The organism is Actinoplanes flavus (genome assembly GCF_017592555.1).
GTDB classification, from domain to species: Bacteria; Actinomycetota; Actinomycetes; order Mycobacteriales; family Micromonosporaceae; genus Actinoplanes; species Actinoplanes flavus.
Window position 1 is genome coordinate 154,269 of the sequence record NZ_JAGFNS010000005.1, and the last position, 16,401, is coordinate 170,669.

15 protein-coding genes and 1 pseudogene are annotated in these 16,401 nt (G+C 70.1%); 9 read left to right on the forward strand and 7 right to left on the reverse strand.

From position 1 onward, the window contains the following. Nucleotides 1–279: 279 nt before the first annotated feature. Both J5X75_RS09570 and J5X75_RS09575 read right to left on the reverse strand, forming a co-directional pair. Nucleotides 280–2,058 carry an ABC transporter ATP-binding protein gene (locus tag J5X75_RS09570; RefSeq protein ID WP_208466970.1) on the reverse strand — a complete coding sequence of 593 codons (1,779 nt, stop codon included), beginning with the start codon at nt 2,056–2,058 and terminating at the stop codon, nt 280–282. A 37-nt stretch (nt 2,059–2,095) separates the two neighbouring features. Next, nucleotides 2,096–3,139 (reverse strand): hypothetical protein, encoded by a 1,044-nt coding sequence (locus tag J5X75_RS09575; RefSeq protein WP_208466971.1) that lies wholly within the window; start codon nt 3,137–3,139, stop codon nt 2,096–2,098. Between the two features lie 214 nt (nt 3,140–3,353). Between J5X75_RS09575 and J5X75_RS09580 the strand changes: the two genes are divergently transcribed. Further along, a complete protein-coding gene (locus J5X75_RS09580) occupies nt 3,354–3,920 on the forward strand; it encodes a Uma2 family endonuclease (protein ID WP_208466972.1) in 567 nt (188 codons plus the stop codon). Nucleotides 3,921–3,953: 33 nt separating this feature from the next. On the opposite strand, the gene J5X75_RS09585 is transcribed toward J5X75_RS09580, so the two are convergent. Beyond that, nucleotides 3,954–4,721 carry a hypothetical protein gene (locus J5X75_RS09585; protein WP_208466973.1) on the reverse strand — a complete coding sequence of 256 codons (768 nt, stop codon included), beginning with the start codon at nt 4,719–4,721 and terminating at the stop codon, nt 3,954–3,956. A 250-nt stretch (nt 4,722–4,971) separates the two neighbouring features. On the opposite strand from J5X75_RS09585, the gene J5X75_RS09590 reads away from it, so the two are divergent. Continuing rightward, nucleotides 4,972–5,526, forward strand: coding sequence for a hemerythrin domain-containing protein (locus tag J5X75_RS09590; protein ID WP_238487604.1), 555 nt, complete (start codon nt 4,972–4,974; stop codon nt 5,524–5,526). Nucleotides 5,527–5,530: 4 nt separating this feature from the next. On the opposite strand, the pseudogene J5X75_RS09595 reads toward J5X75_RS09590, so the two are convergent. Next, nucleotides 5,531–5,757: pseudogene (locus J5X75_RS09595) on the reverse strand (dipeptidase); the annotation flags it as partial. Nucleotides 5,758–5,922: 165 nt separating this feature from the next. On the opposite strand from J5X75_RS09595, the gene J5X75_RS45390 reads away from it, so the two are divergent. Beyond that, nucleotides 5,923–7,347, forward strand: coding sequence for an aminotransferase class I/II-fold pyridoxal phosphate-dependent enzyme (locus tag J5X75_RS45390; protein ID WP_208466975.1), 1,425 nt, complete (start codon nt 5,923–5,925; stop codon nt 7,345–7,347). 26 nt (nt 7,348–7,373) lie between these two features. Here the strand turns inward: J5X75_RS45390 and J5X75_RS09605 are convergent, their stop codons facing one another. Further along, on the reverse strand, nt 7,374–8,105 hold the full coding sequence (locus J5X75_RS09605) for a S1 family peptidase (protein WP_208466976.1): 732 nt from the start codon (nt 8,103–8,105) through the stop codon (nt 7,374–7,376). A 148-nt stretch (nt 8,106–8,253) separates the two neighbouring features. Here J5X75_RS09605 and J5X75_RS09610 point away from each other — a divergent pair, with 148 nt between their 5' ends. From J5X75_RS09610 to J5X75_RS09620, 3 genes are read left to right on the forward strand one after another with little or no spacing between them, the layout of a single operon-like run. After that, on the forward strand, nt 8,254–9,069 hold the full coding sequence (locus tag J5X75_RS09610) for a basic amino acid ABC transporter substrate-binding protein (protein WP_307798004.1): 816 nt from the start codon (nt 8,254–8,256) through the stop codon (nt 9,067–9,069). Next, on the forward strand, nt 9,066–9,860 hold the full coding sequence (locus J5X75_RS09615) for an amino acid ABC transporter permease (protein ID WP_208466977.1): 795 nt from the start codon (nt 9,066–9,068) through the stop codon (nt 9,858–9,860). Before J5X75_RS09610 ends, J5X75_RS09615 begins: the two co-directional genes overlap by 4 nt. Beyond that, complete coding sequence (locus J5X75_RS09620) at nt 9,860–10,615, forward strand: amino acid ABC transporter ATP-binding protein (protein ID WP_208466978.1); 756 nt, start codon at nt 9,860–9,862, stop codon at nt 10,613–10,615. Before J5X75_RS09615 ends, J5X75_RS09620 begins: the two co-directional genes overlap by 1 nt. 234 nt (nt 10,616–10,849) lie before the next feature. Here J5X75_RS09620 and J5X75_RS09625 read toward each other — a convergent pair whose 3' ends face one another. Continuing rightward, nucleotides 10,850–12,442 carry a methyl-accepting chemotaxis protein gene (locus J5X75_RS09625; protein WP_307798005.1) on the reverse strand — a complete coding sequence of 531 codons (1,593 nt, stop codon included), beginning with the start codon at nt 12,440–12,442 and terminating at the stop codon, nt 10,850–10,852. Nucleotides 12,443–12,946: 504 nt separating this feature from the next. On the opposite strand from J5X75_RS09625, the gene J5X75_RS09630 reads away from it, so the two are divergent. Continuing rightward, on the forward strand, nt 12,947–14,080 hold the full coding sequence (locus J5X75_RS09630) for an outer membrane protein assembly factor BamB family protein (RefSeq protein WP_208466980.1): 1,134 nt from the start codon (nt 12,947–12,949) through the stop codon (nt 14,078–14,080). A gap of 59 nt (nt 14,081–14,139) precedes the next feature. Here J5X75_RS09630 and J5X75_RS09635 read toward each other — a convergent pair whose 3' ends face one another. Continuing rightward, nucleotides 14,140–14,763: a hypothetical protein gene (locus J5X75_RS09635; RefSeq protein WP_208466981.1), complete on the reverse strand. Its 624-nt coding sequence runs from the start codon at nt 14,761–14,763 to the stop codon at nt 14,140–14,142. 83 nt (nt 14,764–14,846) lie between these two features. Here J5X75_RS09635 and J5X75_RS44100 point away from each other — a divergent pair, with 83 nt between their 5' ends. Further along, nucleotides 14,847–15,653 (forward strand): DsbA family protein, encoded by an 807-nt coding sequence (locus J5X75_RS44100; RefSeq protein ID WP_208466982.1) that lies wholly within the window; start codon nt 14,847–14,849, stop codon nt 15,651–15,653. Then, complete coding sequence (locus J5X75_RS09645) at nt 15,650–16,270, forward strand: vitamin K epoxide reductase family protein (protein WP_208466983.1); 621 nt, start codon at nt 15,650–15,652, stop codon at nt 16,268–16,270. Before J5X75_RS44100 ends, J5X75_RS09645 begins: the two co-directional genes overlap by 4 nt. The last annotated feature ends 131 nt before the right edge of the window (nt 16,271–16,401 follow it).

Below are 16,401 nucleotides of genomic sequence, written 5' to 3' on the forward strand. Positions count from 1 at the left end.
CCATACGGGGGGTGGACCGGTGCGATCGGCACCTGATGTGGCGCGCGCGGAAAGCGTCGCCGACTTCGTGGCATGTCTGCGCCGGCTCAAGGTCCATGCCGGCAATCCGTCGTTCGAGGAGCTGCGGCGCCGGTGCGGGTCTACCCCCGCCTGTCTCGAGGATGTGCAGAAACAAGCATCCCGGAAAGATCGACGTGCGGCGATCGGCTCGGCTGGGTCCGGCTGAACCCGGATGCGGCGCGGCCGAGGGCTCAGCCGAGCGGGCCGGGCGTCAGCACGTCACCGACGTTGATGAGGGCGCCGATCCGCGAGCGTGTCGGCACCATGGTCACGCCGCCGGTATCGCGTGGACACTCCCGGGTTCAGGCGCCCGTCGCGGACCTCGATGATCCGGTCGACCCGGGCCAGCGCGGCGGGGTGATGCGAGATGACGAAGGTGGTGCGGTCGTGGGTGAGCCGGTGCAGGCCGTCGAGCACCAGCGCCTCGGAGTCGCGGTCCAGGCCGGTGGTCGGTTCGTCGAGGATCAGGATGGGGGCGTCGTGCAGCATGGCGCGGGCGATGGCGATGCGCTGCCGTTGCCCGCCGGACAGGGTTCCGCCGCGTTCCCCGATCCTGGTGTCGAGCCCGTGGGGGAGCCGGTCGAGGAACTCGGTGACGTGTGCTCGTGCGGCGGCCTCCCACACCCGGTCGGCGGACGCCGCGGGATCGCCGTACCGGATGTTGTCCATGATCGTGCCGTGGAACAGGAACGGTTCCTGCAGCACCAGGCTGATCTGCCGGCGCAGGCCGGTCAGGTGCAGTTCCCGGACGTCGATGCCGTCGAGCAGGATGCTGCCGGCCTGCGGGTCGTAGAACCGGGGGATCAGGCTGACGAGGGTGGACTTGCCGGCGCCGGTACGGCCCACGATGCCGACGTGCTCGCCCGGCTCGACGGCCAGGCTGGCCGCGTTCAACACTCGCGGTTTCGCCGGGCCGTAGGCGAAGGTGACGTCGCGCAACTCCACCCGCCCGCGTAGGCGGCGGACCGGCCGGGCGTCGCGGGCCTGGGGAATCGTGTCCTCGGTGCGCAGCATGGCGTCGACGCGTTCCGCGCTGGCCACCCCTTGACTCACGACGTAGGACATCTTCGACAGCGCCCGCATCGGCCGGTACAACGACCGCAGGTAGCTGAGGAACACCAGCAGCACCCCCAGGCTCATCCGGCCGTCGAGTACGCGCTGGACCCCGACGTAGGTGACCAGCAGGGTGCCGGCCAGTGACACCAGATCGACCAGCGGTGGCAGGCCGGCCCGGAGTCTGATCGCGCGCAGGGCGGCCGTCAGGCTCTCCCGGCTGTGGCCGGCGAACCGGTCGTCCTCGAGTCCCTCCCGGCCGAACGCCTGCACCACCCGGATCGCGCCGAGCGTCTCGGTGGTCATCGCCGCCAGGCCGGCATCGGCTTCCCTGGCCGACCGGGACGCGCGCCTGATCTTGCGGGTGAAGTGGTAGGTCACCAGGAACAACGGCGGCGCGATGCTCAGCGCCAGCAGTCCGAAGGACGGTTCGACCAGCACCATCACCACGGCGAGTCCGGCCAGCATCACCGTGTTCGGAATCAGCGTGTCGAAGATCGCCACCAGCATGTTCTGCGAGCGGTCGATGTCGGTGGTGAGCCGGGCGACCAGGTCGCCGACCCGCTGGCCGAGGTGGAACGACAGCGAGAGGCGCTGTACGTGGGCGAACAGGGCACCGCGGATGGTCACGATGATCCGTGCCCCGGACCGGTTCATGAGCAGGTCGCTGACGTAGCCGATCAGTGCGGACAGGCCGACCAGGAGCACGGTCGCCGCCAGTGCCCGGACGAGGACGACGGACCGGTCGCCGCTCGATCCGGCGATCAGGGTGGGAAGCCAGCCGTCCTGAGGCCGGCCGCCGACGACCCCGTCGACGATCACCTGGAGCGGCCACGGCTGCGCCAGGGCGAGCAGTGTTCCCAACACCACCAGCGACGCGCCGGCGCCGAGGGCCGGCGCGTGCGGGCGCAGGAACCGCCGGAACCGCCATGCCGCCCTCAGCATCCCTGCGCCCTCGGCCGGCCGGCGATCACCGGTACGGTCACGCGGCGGCGACCGGTGCGGGCCGCTCTGCCTGCCGGTCACCCAGCTGCTCGACGAACGACGCGACGGCGGTGCCGAGACCCGCGGTGGGGATGCACGGCCCGGCGCCGGCCAGTTCGACCTCCTGGCAGGCGAGTGGGCTGTTGGTCACGACCCCGGTGACCGCGAGAACGTCGTGGCCCATCTGGCGCAACTGCCCGGCTCCGGCGACGGCCGAAAGGCTTTCCCGGGTCGCGAGCACGATGTGTGTCGGTCCGAGCCAGCCGGAGAGGGCCCGCAGGATCAGCTCGGTCTCGCGTTGCAGCAGTCCGTCGGCGATCTCCAGCACCCCCACCTGGACCGCCGCGGCCTGAAGCTGGCCGGTGAGCCCGGCGACGATCGCCGCAAGGTCCGCCCGGTCGCAGCCGTCGGTCGACGGCCAGCCCATGTCCAGGAACTCGAGCACCGGGTCGGCGCCGGCGTCGCGGTACGACGACAGGTCGCGCGGGCTCGCCGTGCCGGTGAGTTTGGCGGCGCCGACGCGGTATCCGGCGCCGGTGAGACCGTGGATGATCGACGCGCAGGCGGTCGTCTTGCCGGCATCCATCGCCGAACCGGCCACCACGATCCAGGTCGGTGTCGGGCCGATCGGCTGGGCGGGCGGCAGGAGGAACGACCGGACGTTGAGTGGGCGGTCCGCGTGGTGGGCCTGAGCGAGCACCCGAAGCGTCGTCGGCGCGGCCACGTCGGCGCTGCGCCCCACCACCTCACCGCAGAGGCCGGACGCGCTGAGCATCTCGGTGACGTCCCCGGTGACACGGCCGCGGCCCTGCAACACCGACGTCGAGTACCGGTTGCCCACCACGCACGTGAACCGGTCGCCGGGGTAGAGCATGGAGCGCCGGCCGTCGGCGGTGTCGAGGTGCCGTAGCAGGGACGGGGTGATCACCTCGCAGGCCAGCAGGTCGCCGACGGCCGGGGTCCCGACCGGCAACCAGGTCACGTCCAGCCCTTTCGGTAGCCGGCGGGTCATCCAGGCCGTCCTGGTGGGCGTGAAGTCCATGTCGTGCCTCTTCTCTGCGCTGTCGTGCGCTGCCCCGTCTCGCCGACCAAATGATGATCTTATGCGGCTACTGAGGTGTCATGAGCGATTTGGGCGCCGTGTTCCTCGTGTCGGGAGCGGGTGGTGGCCGCTGACACCGGGCGGCCGAGAGGCGGCCGGCCACCGGATTCACGGTATGTTCAGGGCGGTAGCCGATCACATTCAGAAGGTGTGTATGACCGCTGAGATGGTCGCGCCGGCCTGGATGCATGAGCAGGTCACGGCCGAGCAGTACGCGACATGGACAGAAGAACAGTGCGCGGGCATCGAGATCGTGGATGGGATGGTTCTCGTGCGTCCGAGCGCGTCCAAGCGGCACAACCGTCTGGCCCGGCTCCTTGCCAACGCTCTGGACAGCGCCGCGGGACCGGACTGGAACGCGGACACCGATTTCGACGTCCGGCTCCAGGACGTGCCGCTCAACAACCGTCGCCCTGACGTGACGGTGTACCGGGCGGACACCATCGACGTCACCCCTACGAGGCCCGAGCATGTCCTCCTGGTGGTCGAAGTGGTCTCACCCGGCTCGGAGACGACCGACCGGATCGTCAAGACCGACCAGTACGCGAGGGCCGGTATCCCGTTCTACTGGCGTGTTGAGCAGGCAGTCACCGGTGTGCCTCTCGTCTACACGTACGTCCTCGACCCGGCGACCGGCCGCTACCGCGACGGCGAGGTCTTCACCGGCATCGTGAAATTGACCGCGCCCTTCGCCGTCGAGGTCGATCTCAGCCAGATCTGAGTCGTCGTACGCGGGATGTCGAGCAGTCCGCGGCTAGACGGTGACCCGTTCGGTGACGGGCTGGGTGGCGGTCACCGACCAGTCGCAGATGGCCGTCGTGCTCTCGAACGGAGTGCTGCCCACCCACACGTGGAACGCGCCGGTGAGTGACAGCGGGGTGGGCATGGTGACGGTGCCGAGTCCGTGGTAGTACGCGACCACCCAGCCGGGGCCGGCGAGCATGTTGCCGGGGCTGGCCGGGGGCTTCGGGCTGTCGGGGGAGTCGGTGAACCGGACCCCCATGGCCGGCTTCGGGCGCTCGCACCTCAGGATGCCGGTCACCGTGATCGGGGTGTTCCCGATGGTGATCGTCGGGCCGGAGAAGGTGCAGGCGTTGGGCTTGGCGGCGGCGCAGTCCGCGTCCTCCTCGGCGTGCGTGAAGAGCGTCCTGGTCGTCGTCTGGTTGATGTAGACGGTGAGGGCGTCGGCGGCGGTGGCCCGCTTGCGCCTGGTGTTGCCCCGGTAGACGGCCTTGTACGTGCCGGTCGTCGTGGCCGTCACGGTCTTGCGGAAGTCGCCGTGCGCGTTCGCCGTGGTCGACGTCAACAGCCGGTAGCCGGCACCGGCCTTCGCGAAGTAGATGTCCACCTTGGCCTTGTTGCCGGTGGCCTTGTAGTGGGCCCGCCCGGTCAGGGTGACGGTGCTGCCGCGCGGGGCCGAGGTGGCGGACGCCGCGAACCTCATCGTGACCGGCTTCCTCGGTGCCGCCACGGCGGCGTTCGGAGTCAGTACCGCGGCGGTGGCCACGACTGTCGTCAGCATGGTCAAGCTCGTGGTCCGCACGTCGGTGGCTCCCCTAAGCCTCGATTTGATCTTGTGGGCGCATGATAGCGCCAGGCTGGCGGAGACGGCCGCCGGCGGCTCCCGGACCGACCCGAGGATCGTCACCGGCTGTCCGGCCCCAGCGCCCGGTGCCGGGCAGTCCCCGTGGTCACGCCGTTCGGCCCTACTCGCCTGGTTTCCGCGGTCAATAGCGTCATGACGGCGAACAGCGTTGAAACCAGGAGGGCTGATGTCCCACAACACCGATGCCGACGCCCGCGCCGCCCAGGCCGTGGTGACCCACCACCGGCAACTGGCCGCCGCGCTGACCGGGCACGTCACCGACCTCGTCACGGCCGCCGAGACGGGCGGGCTGCGGCAGGTCTGGCAGCACCGCGACGCCCTGCTGGGCTGGCTGCACACCGAACTGCTGCCCCACGCGTACGCCGAGGAGAACGCCCTGTATCCGGCGGCCGCCGCCCGGCCGGAGGGGCGGCTGCTGGTCGACGGCATGCTCGACGAGCACCGGACCATCGCGGCCCTGGTCGCCGAACTGGAGGAGACCAGCGCGCCGGTCGCCGCCGCGGCCGCGGCCCGCGCGCTGCAGGCCGTCTTCGCCACGCATCTGGCCAAGGAGAACGACCTGGTCGTACCCCTGCTGGTGGCCGCCGCCGAGGTCAGCCTGGCCGATCTGCTCGACGGCATGCACGACCTGATCGGCGGCGGTGGGCAGGAGGGCTGCGGCGGTCACTGCGGCTGCGGCGGGGACGTTCCGGGCGATCGGAGCGTGACCGTCTCGGTCTGAGTGGTCACGCGGCGGCCAGGTTGCGCAGCAGGAGGATCTCGGCCAGGCAGGTACGGGTGAAGTCGGCCAGGTGCAGGCTCTCGTTCGGCCCGTGCGCGGCACAGTAGGGGTCCTCGATGCCGGTGACCAGCATCGCCGCCTCGGGAAAGCGTTCCCGCAGCACCGCCACGGCCGGAAGGCGTCGTAACCGGGGCCGGTCGTGTCGATGCGGCACGGCCGGCCGCAGCTCTCCGCCGCTGGACGTGGTGATGCGCGTAGGGCAGCACGGCCGGCTCGCCCGGCGGGCCCGGCCGGTGACCGATGACGGCCGGCTGCCCACCGGCGCGGACGATCTCCGTCGCCAGGCCGCAGCCGCGCAGCGGAATGAGGCCGGGCCGGTGGGGTAGGCGGTAACCCATGAACCATGACAGCGCTCCCGTACTGGAAGCCATCGAAGAGTTCCGGCGCACGGACAGCTACACGTTCGCCCTGCCCGGGCACCGGCTCGGCCGTGGTGTCGACGACCGGACGGCGGCGGTGCTGTCGCGCGGGGCGTTCGAGGCCGACGTGATCAGCGCCAAATCGGCGGTTCCGGAGGCGGAGGAGCTGTTCGCCGACGCGGTCGGCGCCCGTCAGGCCGTCTTCACCACCTGCGGATCCAGCATCTCCATCCACACGGCGATGCTCACCGTGACCGGCCCGGGCCGCACCATCCTGGTCGACCGCAACGTGCACAAGTCGGTGGTGGCCTCGCTCATCCTGGCCGGCGCGCATCCGGTTTGGCTGCGGCCACGATGGGATCACGAGAACCAGATCGCCCATCCGGCGGCGGCCGACGACGTGGCCGAGGCGCTGCGCCGGCATCCGGAGATCAGCGCCGCGCTGATCATCACCCCGACCGAGTACGGTACGGGCGCCGACGTCCGGGCCATCACCCGCATCTGTCACCGGCACGGCATCCCGCTGCTGGTCGACGAGGCGTGGGGCGGGCACTTCCCGTTCCACCCGGAGATGCCCACCGCCGCCGTACGGGCCGGGGCGGACATCGTCGTGCAGAGCCTGCACAAGGCCGACGGCGGCCTGTGCCAGTCGTCGATCATGCTGCTCGGCAGTGACCGGGTCGACCCGGTCGACCTGCGCCTGCGACTGGATCTGATCACCACGACCAGCCCGTCGCCGCTGATGTTCGGCGCCATCGACGGCTTCCGGCGCCGGATGGTGCGCGAGGGCGAACAGCTGCTCACCGCGGCCCTGCGCCGGGCGAGCGGACTGCGGGAACGCCTCAGCGCCGTCGCCGGGCTGGGGATCATGAACGAGTCGATCATCGGGCACGACGCGGTCGCCGAATGGGATCCGCTGAAACTCAGCGTCGACGTCACCGGCCTGGGCATCACCGGCTACCAGGCGCGGGAGTGGCTCCAGTCGGAGTGCCGGCTCACCACCCAGCTCGGTGACGCCCGGCGGGTGGTCTGCTCGCTGACCTACGCCGACGACGACGCCGCCATCGCACGCCTGGCCACGGCACTGGAGCGGCTCGCCGCCCGGCCGCCCGCGCCGGACCGCCCGGCCCCGGCCGTACCGCCGCTGGAGGATCTGAACCTGGAGCAGGCGATGAACCCGCGGGACGCGTTCTTCGCCGAGACCGAGCAGGTCACCGACCCGGTCGGCCGGATCGCCGCGGAGATGGTCAGCCCGTACCCGCCCGGGGTGCCGGCGGTGCTGCCGGGGGAGCGCTTCAACGAGGCGGTGGTGACCTACCTGCGGGCCGGCAGGGAAGCCGGGATGACCCTGCCCGACGCCGCCGATCCGGAATTGAAGACCTTCCGGGTGGTACGGGAGTGAGGCGGCGCCGGGCGAGGCCGGCCGGATCAGGCGGGTAGGCCGCCGACCTGGGTGTTCACCCAGGCGCGGATGGACGGCAGGTCGCCGTAGATGGACGGGGCGGTGGCGCAGACGGAGCTGTTGTTACCGGCCCGGCTGGTGACGCCGATCAGCGCCCAGCGGCCGCTGACCTGGCGCACCTGCGGGCCGCCGGAGTCGCCGTAGCAGGCGCCGGCGTTGCCGTTGGTGTTGTTGGTGCAGATCTCGTACGCCGCGTCGATGCCCGAGCAGCGGCTGTCGGCGACGATCGAGGTGTTCAGCTCGTTGGCGACCCGGGGAGTGGATCCGCAACCGCGGGTCGGGCAGGTCTGGCCCCAGCCGATGATGCGGGTGGCGGTGCCGACCGCGCCCGAGGCGGTCGGGATCGGGGCCGGCGCGTGGGTCACCGACGACGCGAGTTCGAGCAGTTTGACGTCGATCCGCGGGTGGTTGACGGCCCGGCGGACCGCGACGACGGTGCCGCCGCTCGCGCGGTCGACGCTGCCCACCCGTACCGATGCGGGGGTGGGGCAGTGTTTGGCGGTGACCGCCCAGTTCGCCTTGATCAGCGAACCGGTGCAGCCGGACACGTAGACCATGAACGAGTAGTTCTCGGTGGCGGGCTGGCCGCCGACGACCAGCGGGCCGGGGTCGCCGGGTGCGGCGAGGGCGGCGGCGGGCGTGAACAGGCCGGCGACGGCGACGACGGCGGCCAGCAGGATCCGGGCTGGGGTGCGCATGAAACGTCCCTTCTGCCTTCGGGGGAACGGGCGGGGTGCCCGGCCACGAAGATTGCCAGAAAGTTACGTTCATCAATACATCCCAGGTGGTGCCTCTGGTCCGGATGATGAACCGGCCGAATCGGCCATTGTGGATTAACCTGAGCGGGTGAACAGGCAGGGGTATTTCCAGAGGATCGTCGTTGTGGCGGCCGCCGCGGTGCTGGTCGCGGGGTGTGCCAAGGAGGACACCGGCGGGACCAGCGAGAGCGGGGTCCCACTGATCAAAACGGGTGCGCTGACCACCTGCACGCACCTTCCCTACGCTCCGTTCCAGTCCAAGGACTCCAGCGGCAAGGTCGTCGGCTTCGACGTGGCGCTGATCGACCTGGTCGCCACGAAACTCGGCGTCACCCAGGAGATCGTCGACACGCCGTTCGAGGGCATCAAGTCCGGGTCCGACCTGAACTCCGGCAAGTGCGACGTGGCCGCCGCCGGGATGACCATCACCGACGAGCGCAAGCAGGTGCTGGACTTCTCCGAACCGTACTTCGACGCCACCCAGGCACTCGCGGTGCTCACCGGCAGCCCGGTCAAGACCCTGGAGGGGCTGGCCGGCAAGCGGCTCGGCGTGCAGGGCGGCACCACCGGCGAGGACTACATCAAGAAGCAGGTGGCGGAGAAGAAGCTCGACATCGAGGTCGTCTCCTACCGGGACCTGGCCGCCCTGCAACAGGCGCTCGCCACCAACCAGGTGGAGGCGGCGGTCAACGACCTGCCGGTCTGGAACGAGTACATCAAGGCCAACCCGGGCAAGGTCGCCGTCGCTGCCGGATTCGACACCGGAGAGCAGTACGGCTTCGCCGTCAAGAAGGGCAACACCGCGCTGCTCGAGACCATCGACGAGGTGCTCGCGGCGGCGCGGGCCGACGGCACGTACGACAAGATCTACGCCACCTGGATCGGGGAAAAGCCGACCTCATGAGGTGGAGTCCCCGCCGCCGGAAGAGGATCGCCAGGGCTGCCGGCTATCTCGTGTTCGCCCTGGTGATCGCCGTCGTGGTGTCCGCCGCCGACTGGGGCCGCCTGTCCGACGCGTTCTTCCGGCTGGACATCGCCCGGAGCATGTTCCCCGGGGCGATCACCGTGGCGTTGCGCAACACGATCGTCTACACGCTGCTGGCGTTCGTCTTCGGGCTGACGCTGGGGCTGATCCTGGCGCTGATGCGGTTGTCGTCGATCCCGCCGTACAGGTGGTTCGCGACCGCGTACATCGAATTGTTCCGGGGTCTGCCGGCGCTGTTGGTGCTGTTCATGGTGGGGTACGGCGTGCCGCTGGCGTTTCCGGACCGGGAGATCCCGGGTGGCGTCTACGGGTCGGTGGCGGTCGGTCTCGGGCTGACCGCCGCGGCCTACATGGCGGAGACCATCCGCGCCGGCATCCAGGCCGTCCCGAGAGGACAGCTGGAGGCGGCCCGCACGCTCGGCATGTCGCACACCCGCGCGATGATCTCGATCATCCTGCCGCAGGCGTTCCGGATCGTCATCCCGCCGCTGACCAACGAGATCATCCTGCTGACCAAGGACACCTCCCTGGTGTACGTGCTGGGCGTCACGGCGACCACGATCGAGCTGACCAAGTTCGCCGGCGACACGCTGAACACCCGCGTCAACCCGACGCCGCTGGTGGTGGCCGGCCTGCTCTACCTGGTGATCACGCTGCCGATGTCGCAGCTGGTCCGTGGTCTGGAGCGCCGTGCCGGAAGGGAGCGGTGATGTCCACCATCGAGATCGAGGGCCTGCACAAGTCGTTCGGCGCCCTGGAGGTGCTGCGCGGCATCGACCTGGCGGTGGAGCCGGGCGAGGTGGTCTGCGTGATCGGGCCGTCCGGGTCGGGCAAGTCGACGCTGCTGCGCTGTGTGAACCTGCTCGAGGAGCCGACCGCCGGGACGATCCGGGTGGCCGGGGTGGAGGTGACCGACCCGGACTGTGACATCGACGCGGTCCGGCGCGGCATCGGCATGGTGTTCCAGCAGTTCAACCTGTTCGGGCATCTGACCGTCCGGGAGAACGTGACGATCGCCCAGCGGCGGGTCCTGAAACGCGGCCGTGCCGAGGCCGACCGGATCGCCGCCGAGAACCTGCGACGGGTGGGTCTGACCGAGAAGGCGGGCGCCTACCCGGCGCAGCTGTCCGGCGGCCAGCAGCAGCGGGCCGCGATCGCCCGTTCGCTGGCGATGAGCCCGCGGCTGATGCTGTTCGACGAGCCGACCAGCGCGCTGGACCCGGAGCTGGTCGGGGAGGTGCTGGCGGTGATGCGCGCTCTCGCCGACGAGGGCATGACGATGCTGGTGGTGACGCACGAGATGGCCTTCGCCCGGGAGGTCGCCAACCGGGTGGTGTTCATGGACGCGGGCGTGATCGTCGAGCAGGGCCCGCCCGCCGAGGTGTTCGGCCGGCCGCGCGAGGAGCGCACCCGGGAGTTCCTGCACCGGGTGCTGGAGCCGACCCGGGTCCGCCCGGGGGACTGAACCACCGGTAAGCATAAATCCAACGACGATCGATCAACCTCGAACGCATGCCCCTTCCCGGACGGCTCACGGCCGCGATCCGCGGAGGCGTGCTCCTCATCGGTGACGACCGGGTGCTCGAGGACGGCAGGGGAGACGACGGGCCCCACCCCCTGGTGGGGATGGGGCCCGCTGACCTGCGCATCCGGCTGCATGTCAGGTGGCTCCGCCTGGTGGCGGAAAGCCCGTCTCCGTCTAGTGGCGGAAGCCGTTGACGATCGCGGTGAGCTCGTCGGAGAGCCTGGTGAGGTCGACGGCGGCCTGCTGGGTGGAGCTGGCGCCGTCGGCGGTGGCGGTGGCGCCCTCGGCGACGTGGGACACGGTGCCGGCCAGGCCACCGGTGTTCGCCGCGACGTCGGACACCGACCGGCTCATCTCCGAGGTGGTGGCGGTCTGCTCCTCCACGGCCGAGGCGATCGTGGTGGTGTAGTCGCTGATCTGCTGGATGACCTGGGTGATCTCGCTGATCGCCTCGGTGGCCGTGCCGCTGGACGACTGGATCGCCGCGATCCGGGTGGTGATCTCCTCGGTGGCCTTCGCGGTCTGCTGTGCCAGGTCCTTGACCTCGCCGGCCACGACCGCGAAGCCCTTGCCGAGCTCGCCCGCCCGGGCGGCCTCGATGGTGGCGTTCAGGGCCAGCAGGTTGGTCTGCTCGGCGATGACGGTGATCAGCTTGACCACGTCACCGATCTCGGCGCTGGCCGTGCCCAGCTCGGCGACCTGCGCGGTGGTGCGCTCGGCGACGCTCATCGCCTGACCGGCGACCTGAGCGGCCTGCCCGGCGTTGCTGGCGATCTCGGCGATCGACGCGCTCATCTGCTCCGCACCCGCCGCGATCGTCTGCACGCCCGCGTTGACGTCCTCGGTGGCCTGCGAGGCCGCACTGGCCTGCGCCGCGGCGTCCGCGGCACCGGACTGGAGCTGGGAGCTGACCACGGACAGCTCCTTCGACGCGCCGGCCAGGGTGACCGCCGACCCGCCGATCGTGGTGACCGTCTCACGCAGCCGTGCCACCGCGGCGTCCAGCGCCCGGCCCATCCGGCCCGGCTCGTCGAGAGTCGTCAGATCCGCGGTCTGGGTTAGATCGCCCGCGGCGAGACTGTCACAGACGGCATGAACCTTGCGCAGCGACCGGACGATCTGGCGCGCGACGAACACACCCAGGCCGAGAGCGGTGGTCAGCCCCACCACGAGCAGGGCGATCGAGATCGTGAGATTCGACTCGTGCGACTCCTGGGACGCGTCGGCGTTGGCCTTGGCGTCGGCGGTCTCGGCGGTGCCCATGGCCCCGAGGATCTCCGCCGCGCTCACGGCCAACGGCGCGCTCGCCGCGTCGTGCACCTTCTGCCAGGTGGTCATGTCGTTCCGCTCGCTCGCCGGGAAGAGCTTCCCCTCGGCGACCTCCACGTACGCCCGGTAACCCTTCTCCAGCTTGTCGATGATCTCGACATCGCTGGCCGGGTGGCTGGCCCGATAGGCGGCGAAGGCCGCGGCCGCCGCCTTCTGGTCGGCGGTGAACTCCTTGCGGACCTTGGCCTTGGTCGCCTGGTCCGGCGAAGCGCGGTGGATGGTCAGATCGAGCCGGGTCTTGTAGAACGCCGCCTTCAGGTCCCCGAGCGCGCTCATGCTCGCGACGTTGCTGCTGTAGAGCTTGTCGGCGTAGCCGTTGGCCTCGCCCAGCCCCTGCCAGCCCAGGACGCTGACACTCAGCGCGACCAGGGACGACACCGCGACCGCACTGACGATCTTGACGTTGACGCTGAGGTCGTTGAACGTGCGCCGTCGCACGGGTGAAGCTGACGAATTCACAGCACTACCGGGCGCGTTCACAGCGGCCTCCCTTTTCCCGTCGCCATGCATCAGGTAGGCGGCTGTCGCCGCTCGCCTGAGAGATCGGTCCGGGAGTCCGGGCACTTGAACGGTGCCCCCGAGTGCACCGATGTCGCACCCGCGTCGCACCACGGTTGTCGTGACCCGTGCGGGACACGCATCGCCTGTGCGGTGCGCGTACGATATGTGGTTTTTTCAGGTAGGCAGCCGTGTTCGTAGGGCTAGATGAAAACGGTACAGAGCAACCGGTTGGGTCCGGTTTGGAGGTCGCTGGCGGCCTCCGTGGAGGGGCCATGTCGAGGCGAGATCGGCATGGCCCCTCGGCGTGCCCGGGTCGTGGACGCTCCCACAGGGGTTCAGTCCGACCATTTTGATCGATGCGGCCGACCTGTCCGGTAAAAAGGACATATTGTCGCGTTCATGTCTCTAGCTGGTGTTTCACGGCGAATAGCCGTACTCGCGATGTTGTTCGCCCTGCCCGCCGCACCCGCCTCCGCGGGCGGCACCCCGACGCTCTCCACCACCCCCGAGCACACCGTCGGCTTCGACGGCCTGGTCTACGCCAGCGTGCACGTCGGCGACACGGTCTACCTCGGCGGCAACTTCACCCACGCGTTCGCCGACGGCAAGACCGTGAAACGGAAACGGCTCGCCGCGGTCGACGCCCGCACCGGCAAGCTGCTGCCCTGGTCCCCGGTCCTGGACGGAACCGTCCTGGCCCTGACCGCCGACGGAAAGAACCTCTACGTCACCGGCGAGTTCACGAAGGTCAACGAACAGCCGCGGGCCAGGCTCGCCGCCGTCGACCTGTCCACCGGCGCGGTCGGATCGCTGCGGCCCGCCCTCAACGGCTTCGGCCACGCCGTCGAGGTGTCCGGCGGGCGCCTCTTCGTGGGCGGCCGGTTCACCGCCGTGAACGGCCGTGCCGCGCGCAGCCTGGCCGCCATCCGCCTGGCCGACGGCACCGTGGACACCAGCTTCACGGCCGGCACCGACGGCAAGGTGCTGGCCCTTGCCGCCGCCGGCAAACGGCTCTACGTCGGCGGCGCCTTCAAGAAGCTCGCCGGCGCGGACGGCACGGCCCGGCTCGGCGCGCTGAAACTGGCCGACGGGAAGGTGGACACCACGTTCAAGCCGGGCACGCCGTATCCCACCTTCGGGCTCACCACCACCAAGGACCGGGTGTTCGCCGCCCTCGCCGGCGCCGGTGGCCGGGTCGCCGCCTACCGTCCCGACGGCGGGCTCGCCTGGACCAGCGTCACCGACGGCGACGTCCAGGCGATCACCCACCTGAACGGGACCATCTACGCGGGCGGCCACTTCACCACCGCCTGCACGCAGCCGTCCCAGGTCGCCACCTCCTGGTGCAAGAAGGCCATGCAGCGCAAACAGTCGAAGATGGCCGCCTGGGACTCCGCGTCCGGCAAGCTGCTCGACTGGGATCCGCGCAGCAACGGCAAATGGGGGGTGCTCACCATGAAGGCCGACATGAGGCAGGGTCTCACCGTCGGCGGCGACTTCACCGCCTTCGGATCGCAGGACCAGAAGCGCTTCGCCCGGTTCCTGATCTGCCGCTACGGCTGCGCCGCACGATGACCACCCGGTCGCCCGGCCCGGCGGCACCGGGCCGGGCGGCCCTCACCGGGGGCGCCGTGTCAGGACGCGAGCTCCAGGACGTACGAATCGCCCTGGGGTTGGAAGCCGAGCCGGTCGTAGTAGGGCGACCGCATGCCGGCCGGGGTGATCACCGTGTGGCACCCGCGGTCGATGAAGTACCGGCTCCGGCGGAAGACGAACTCACCCGGCGTCAGATCCCGGTATCGTTCGGTGACGTAGTCCAACTCCACCTGGGCGACCCCGTTGCCCGCCGCGTGGAAGACCACCACACCGGCCACCTCGTCCGCGTTCAGGATCAGGAAGGCGGCGGCGTCCCGGCGCGTCAGGCCGTCCAGGGTCAGATCCGGGTTGAACCGGACGATGTCGTCGTGATGGGTCCGCAGAATGTGCGCCAGCAGGTCATCGCCGGTGCGGACCTCCACCACCTGGTACGCCTTGTCGTCGTGCCGGGTCGCCAGCATCCGCCACAGATACCAGAGGTTGATCACCGCGAGCACCACGTTCAGACCCACCATGGGCCAGACGCCGATCGCGGCGTTGAACCCGAGCAGCACCAGACAGCCGAGCAGGTTGAGCGCCCGCAGGCGCAGCAGGCGGCTTTGCAGCAGAGACCAGACCAGCAGAGCCGATCCGGCCCAGCCGATCACGTCGAGTGGTTCCATTCGGCCAGCGTACGGCGGGGGACCTTGGTCCTGACCAGGGCCGCCGATGGTCCCGACTCGGCCCGGGGTGGTAACGCGGCGACGTGATCTACGCCAACGTGAAGGCGGACAGTTCGTACGAGGGGGCCAAGATCATGGGCACTGAGGCCGGTAACCGGCACACCGCGGCGAAGAAGGCGGTCGCCTCCGCACGCGCCGGACAGCGCGGGCACCGGACCATCATGGTCATCGGTGGGGCGGTCATCGTCGTGCTGATCGCGGCCATCGCCATCTCGGTGATCACCGCCATGAACGACGGCGACAAGACCGGCGCCGACGGGCCCCTGGTCGTGCCGGCGACGGCCACCGCCGACGGCGGCCTCAAGGTCGGCACCGGGCCGGTCGCCGTCGACATCTACCTGGACTACATGTGCCCGTACTGCGGAAAGTTCGAGGCCGCCAACCACGCCGACATCCAGGCGCTGGTCGACGACGGCACCGCCACCGTGAATCTGCACCCGCTGAACTTCCTCGACCCCCAGTCGCGGGGCACCGAGTACTCGAGCCGGGCCGCGAACGCGGTCGCGACCGTCGCCGACAAGGACCCCGGGCACGTTCTGGACCTCAACACCGCACTGTTCGAGAACCAGCCCGAGGAGGGCTCGGAAGGACTCGACGACGCGAAGATCGCCGACGTGGCCGCCTCGGTGGGGGTGCCGCAGAACGTGACCGGCACCTTCGAGGACCGCACCTTCGTCCCGTGGGTCACCCAGTCGAACGACGCCGCCTTCGCGAACGGCATCGAAGGCACGCCCACCGTCAAGATCAATGGCGTGGTGACCGACGTCGACCTGTACACCGCCGGGCCACTGCGCGACGCCGTCACCGCCGCCGCGGGCACGACCAAGTGACCACCCTGCTCGCCCGGGCGCGCGCGATCCGGCACAGCAACACGTGGATCTACAGCACCATGCTGTTCTCCGCGCTGGTCAGCCTCACCGCGTCGCTGGTGCTCTCGATCGACGCGGTGGAGCTGGCCCGCAACCCCACCGCCGACCTCTCCTGCAACATCAACTCGGTGGTCAGCTGCGGCGCGGTCGGACTGTCCTGGCAGGCCCAGCTGCTCGGCTTCCCCAACGCCTTCCTCGGGCTCATCGCCGAACCGGTGGTGATCACCATCGCGGTCGCGGCCCTCGGCGGGGTGCGGTTCCCGCGCTGGTTCATGATCGCGGCGCAGACCGTCTACACCCTCGGGCTGATCTTCGCGTACTGGCTGTTCTACCAGGCCATCGTCAACATCGGCGCGCTCTGCCCGTGGTGCCTGCTGGTCACCGTCTCGACCACGGTCGTGTGGGTGTCGCTGACCCACGTGAACATCCGCGACGACTACCTGCCGATGCCGCGCGCGTGGCGCGGCTGGGCACGCGAGGCGATCGCCAACGACATCGACCTGATGGTGGTCGTCGCCTGGCTGCTGGTGCTGGCACTGATCATCGTCACCCACTACGGCGCCGCCCTCTTCTCCTGAGCCCCGGCACCCCGATAACCATTCGGCCCACCCCGGGGTAGCGGAACGGGTGATGGATGTGGTTCGATTTGAAGCGAAAGGCCGGGCATCTTCCCCCGTGGATGCCCGGCCTTCCTTTTGCCCGGGCGAGA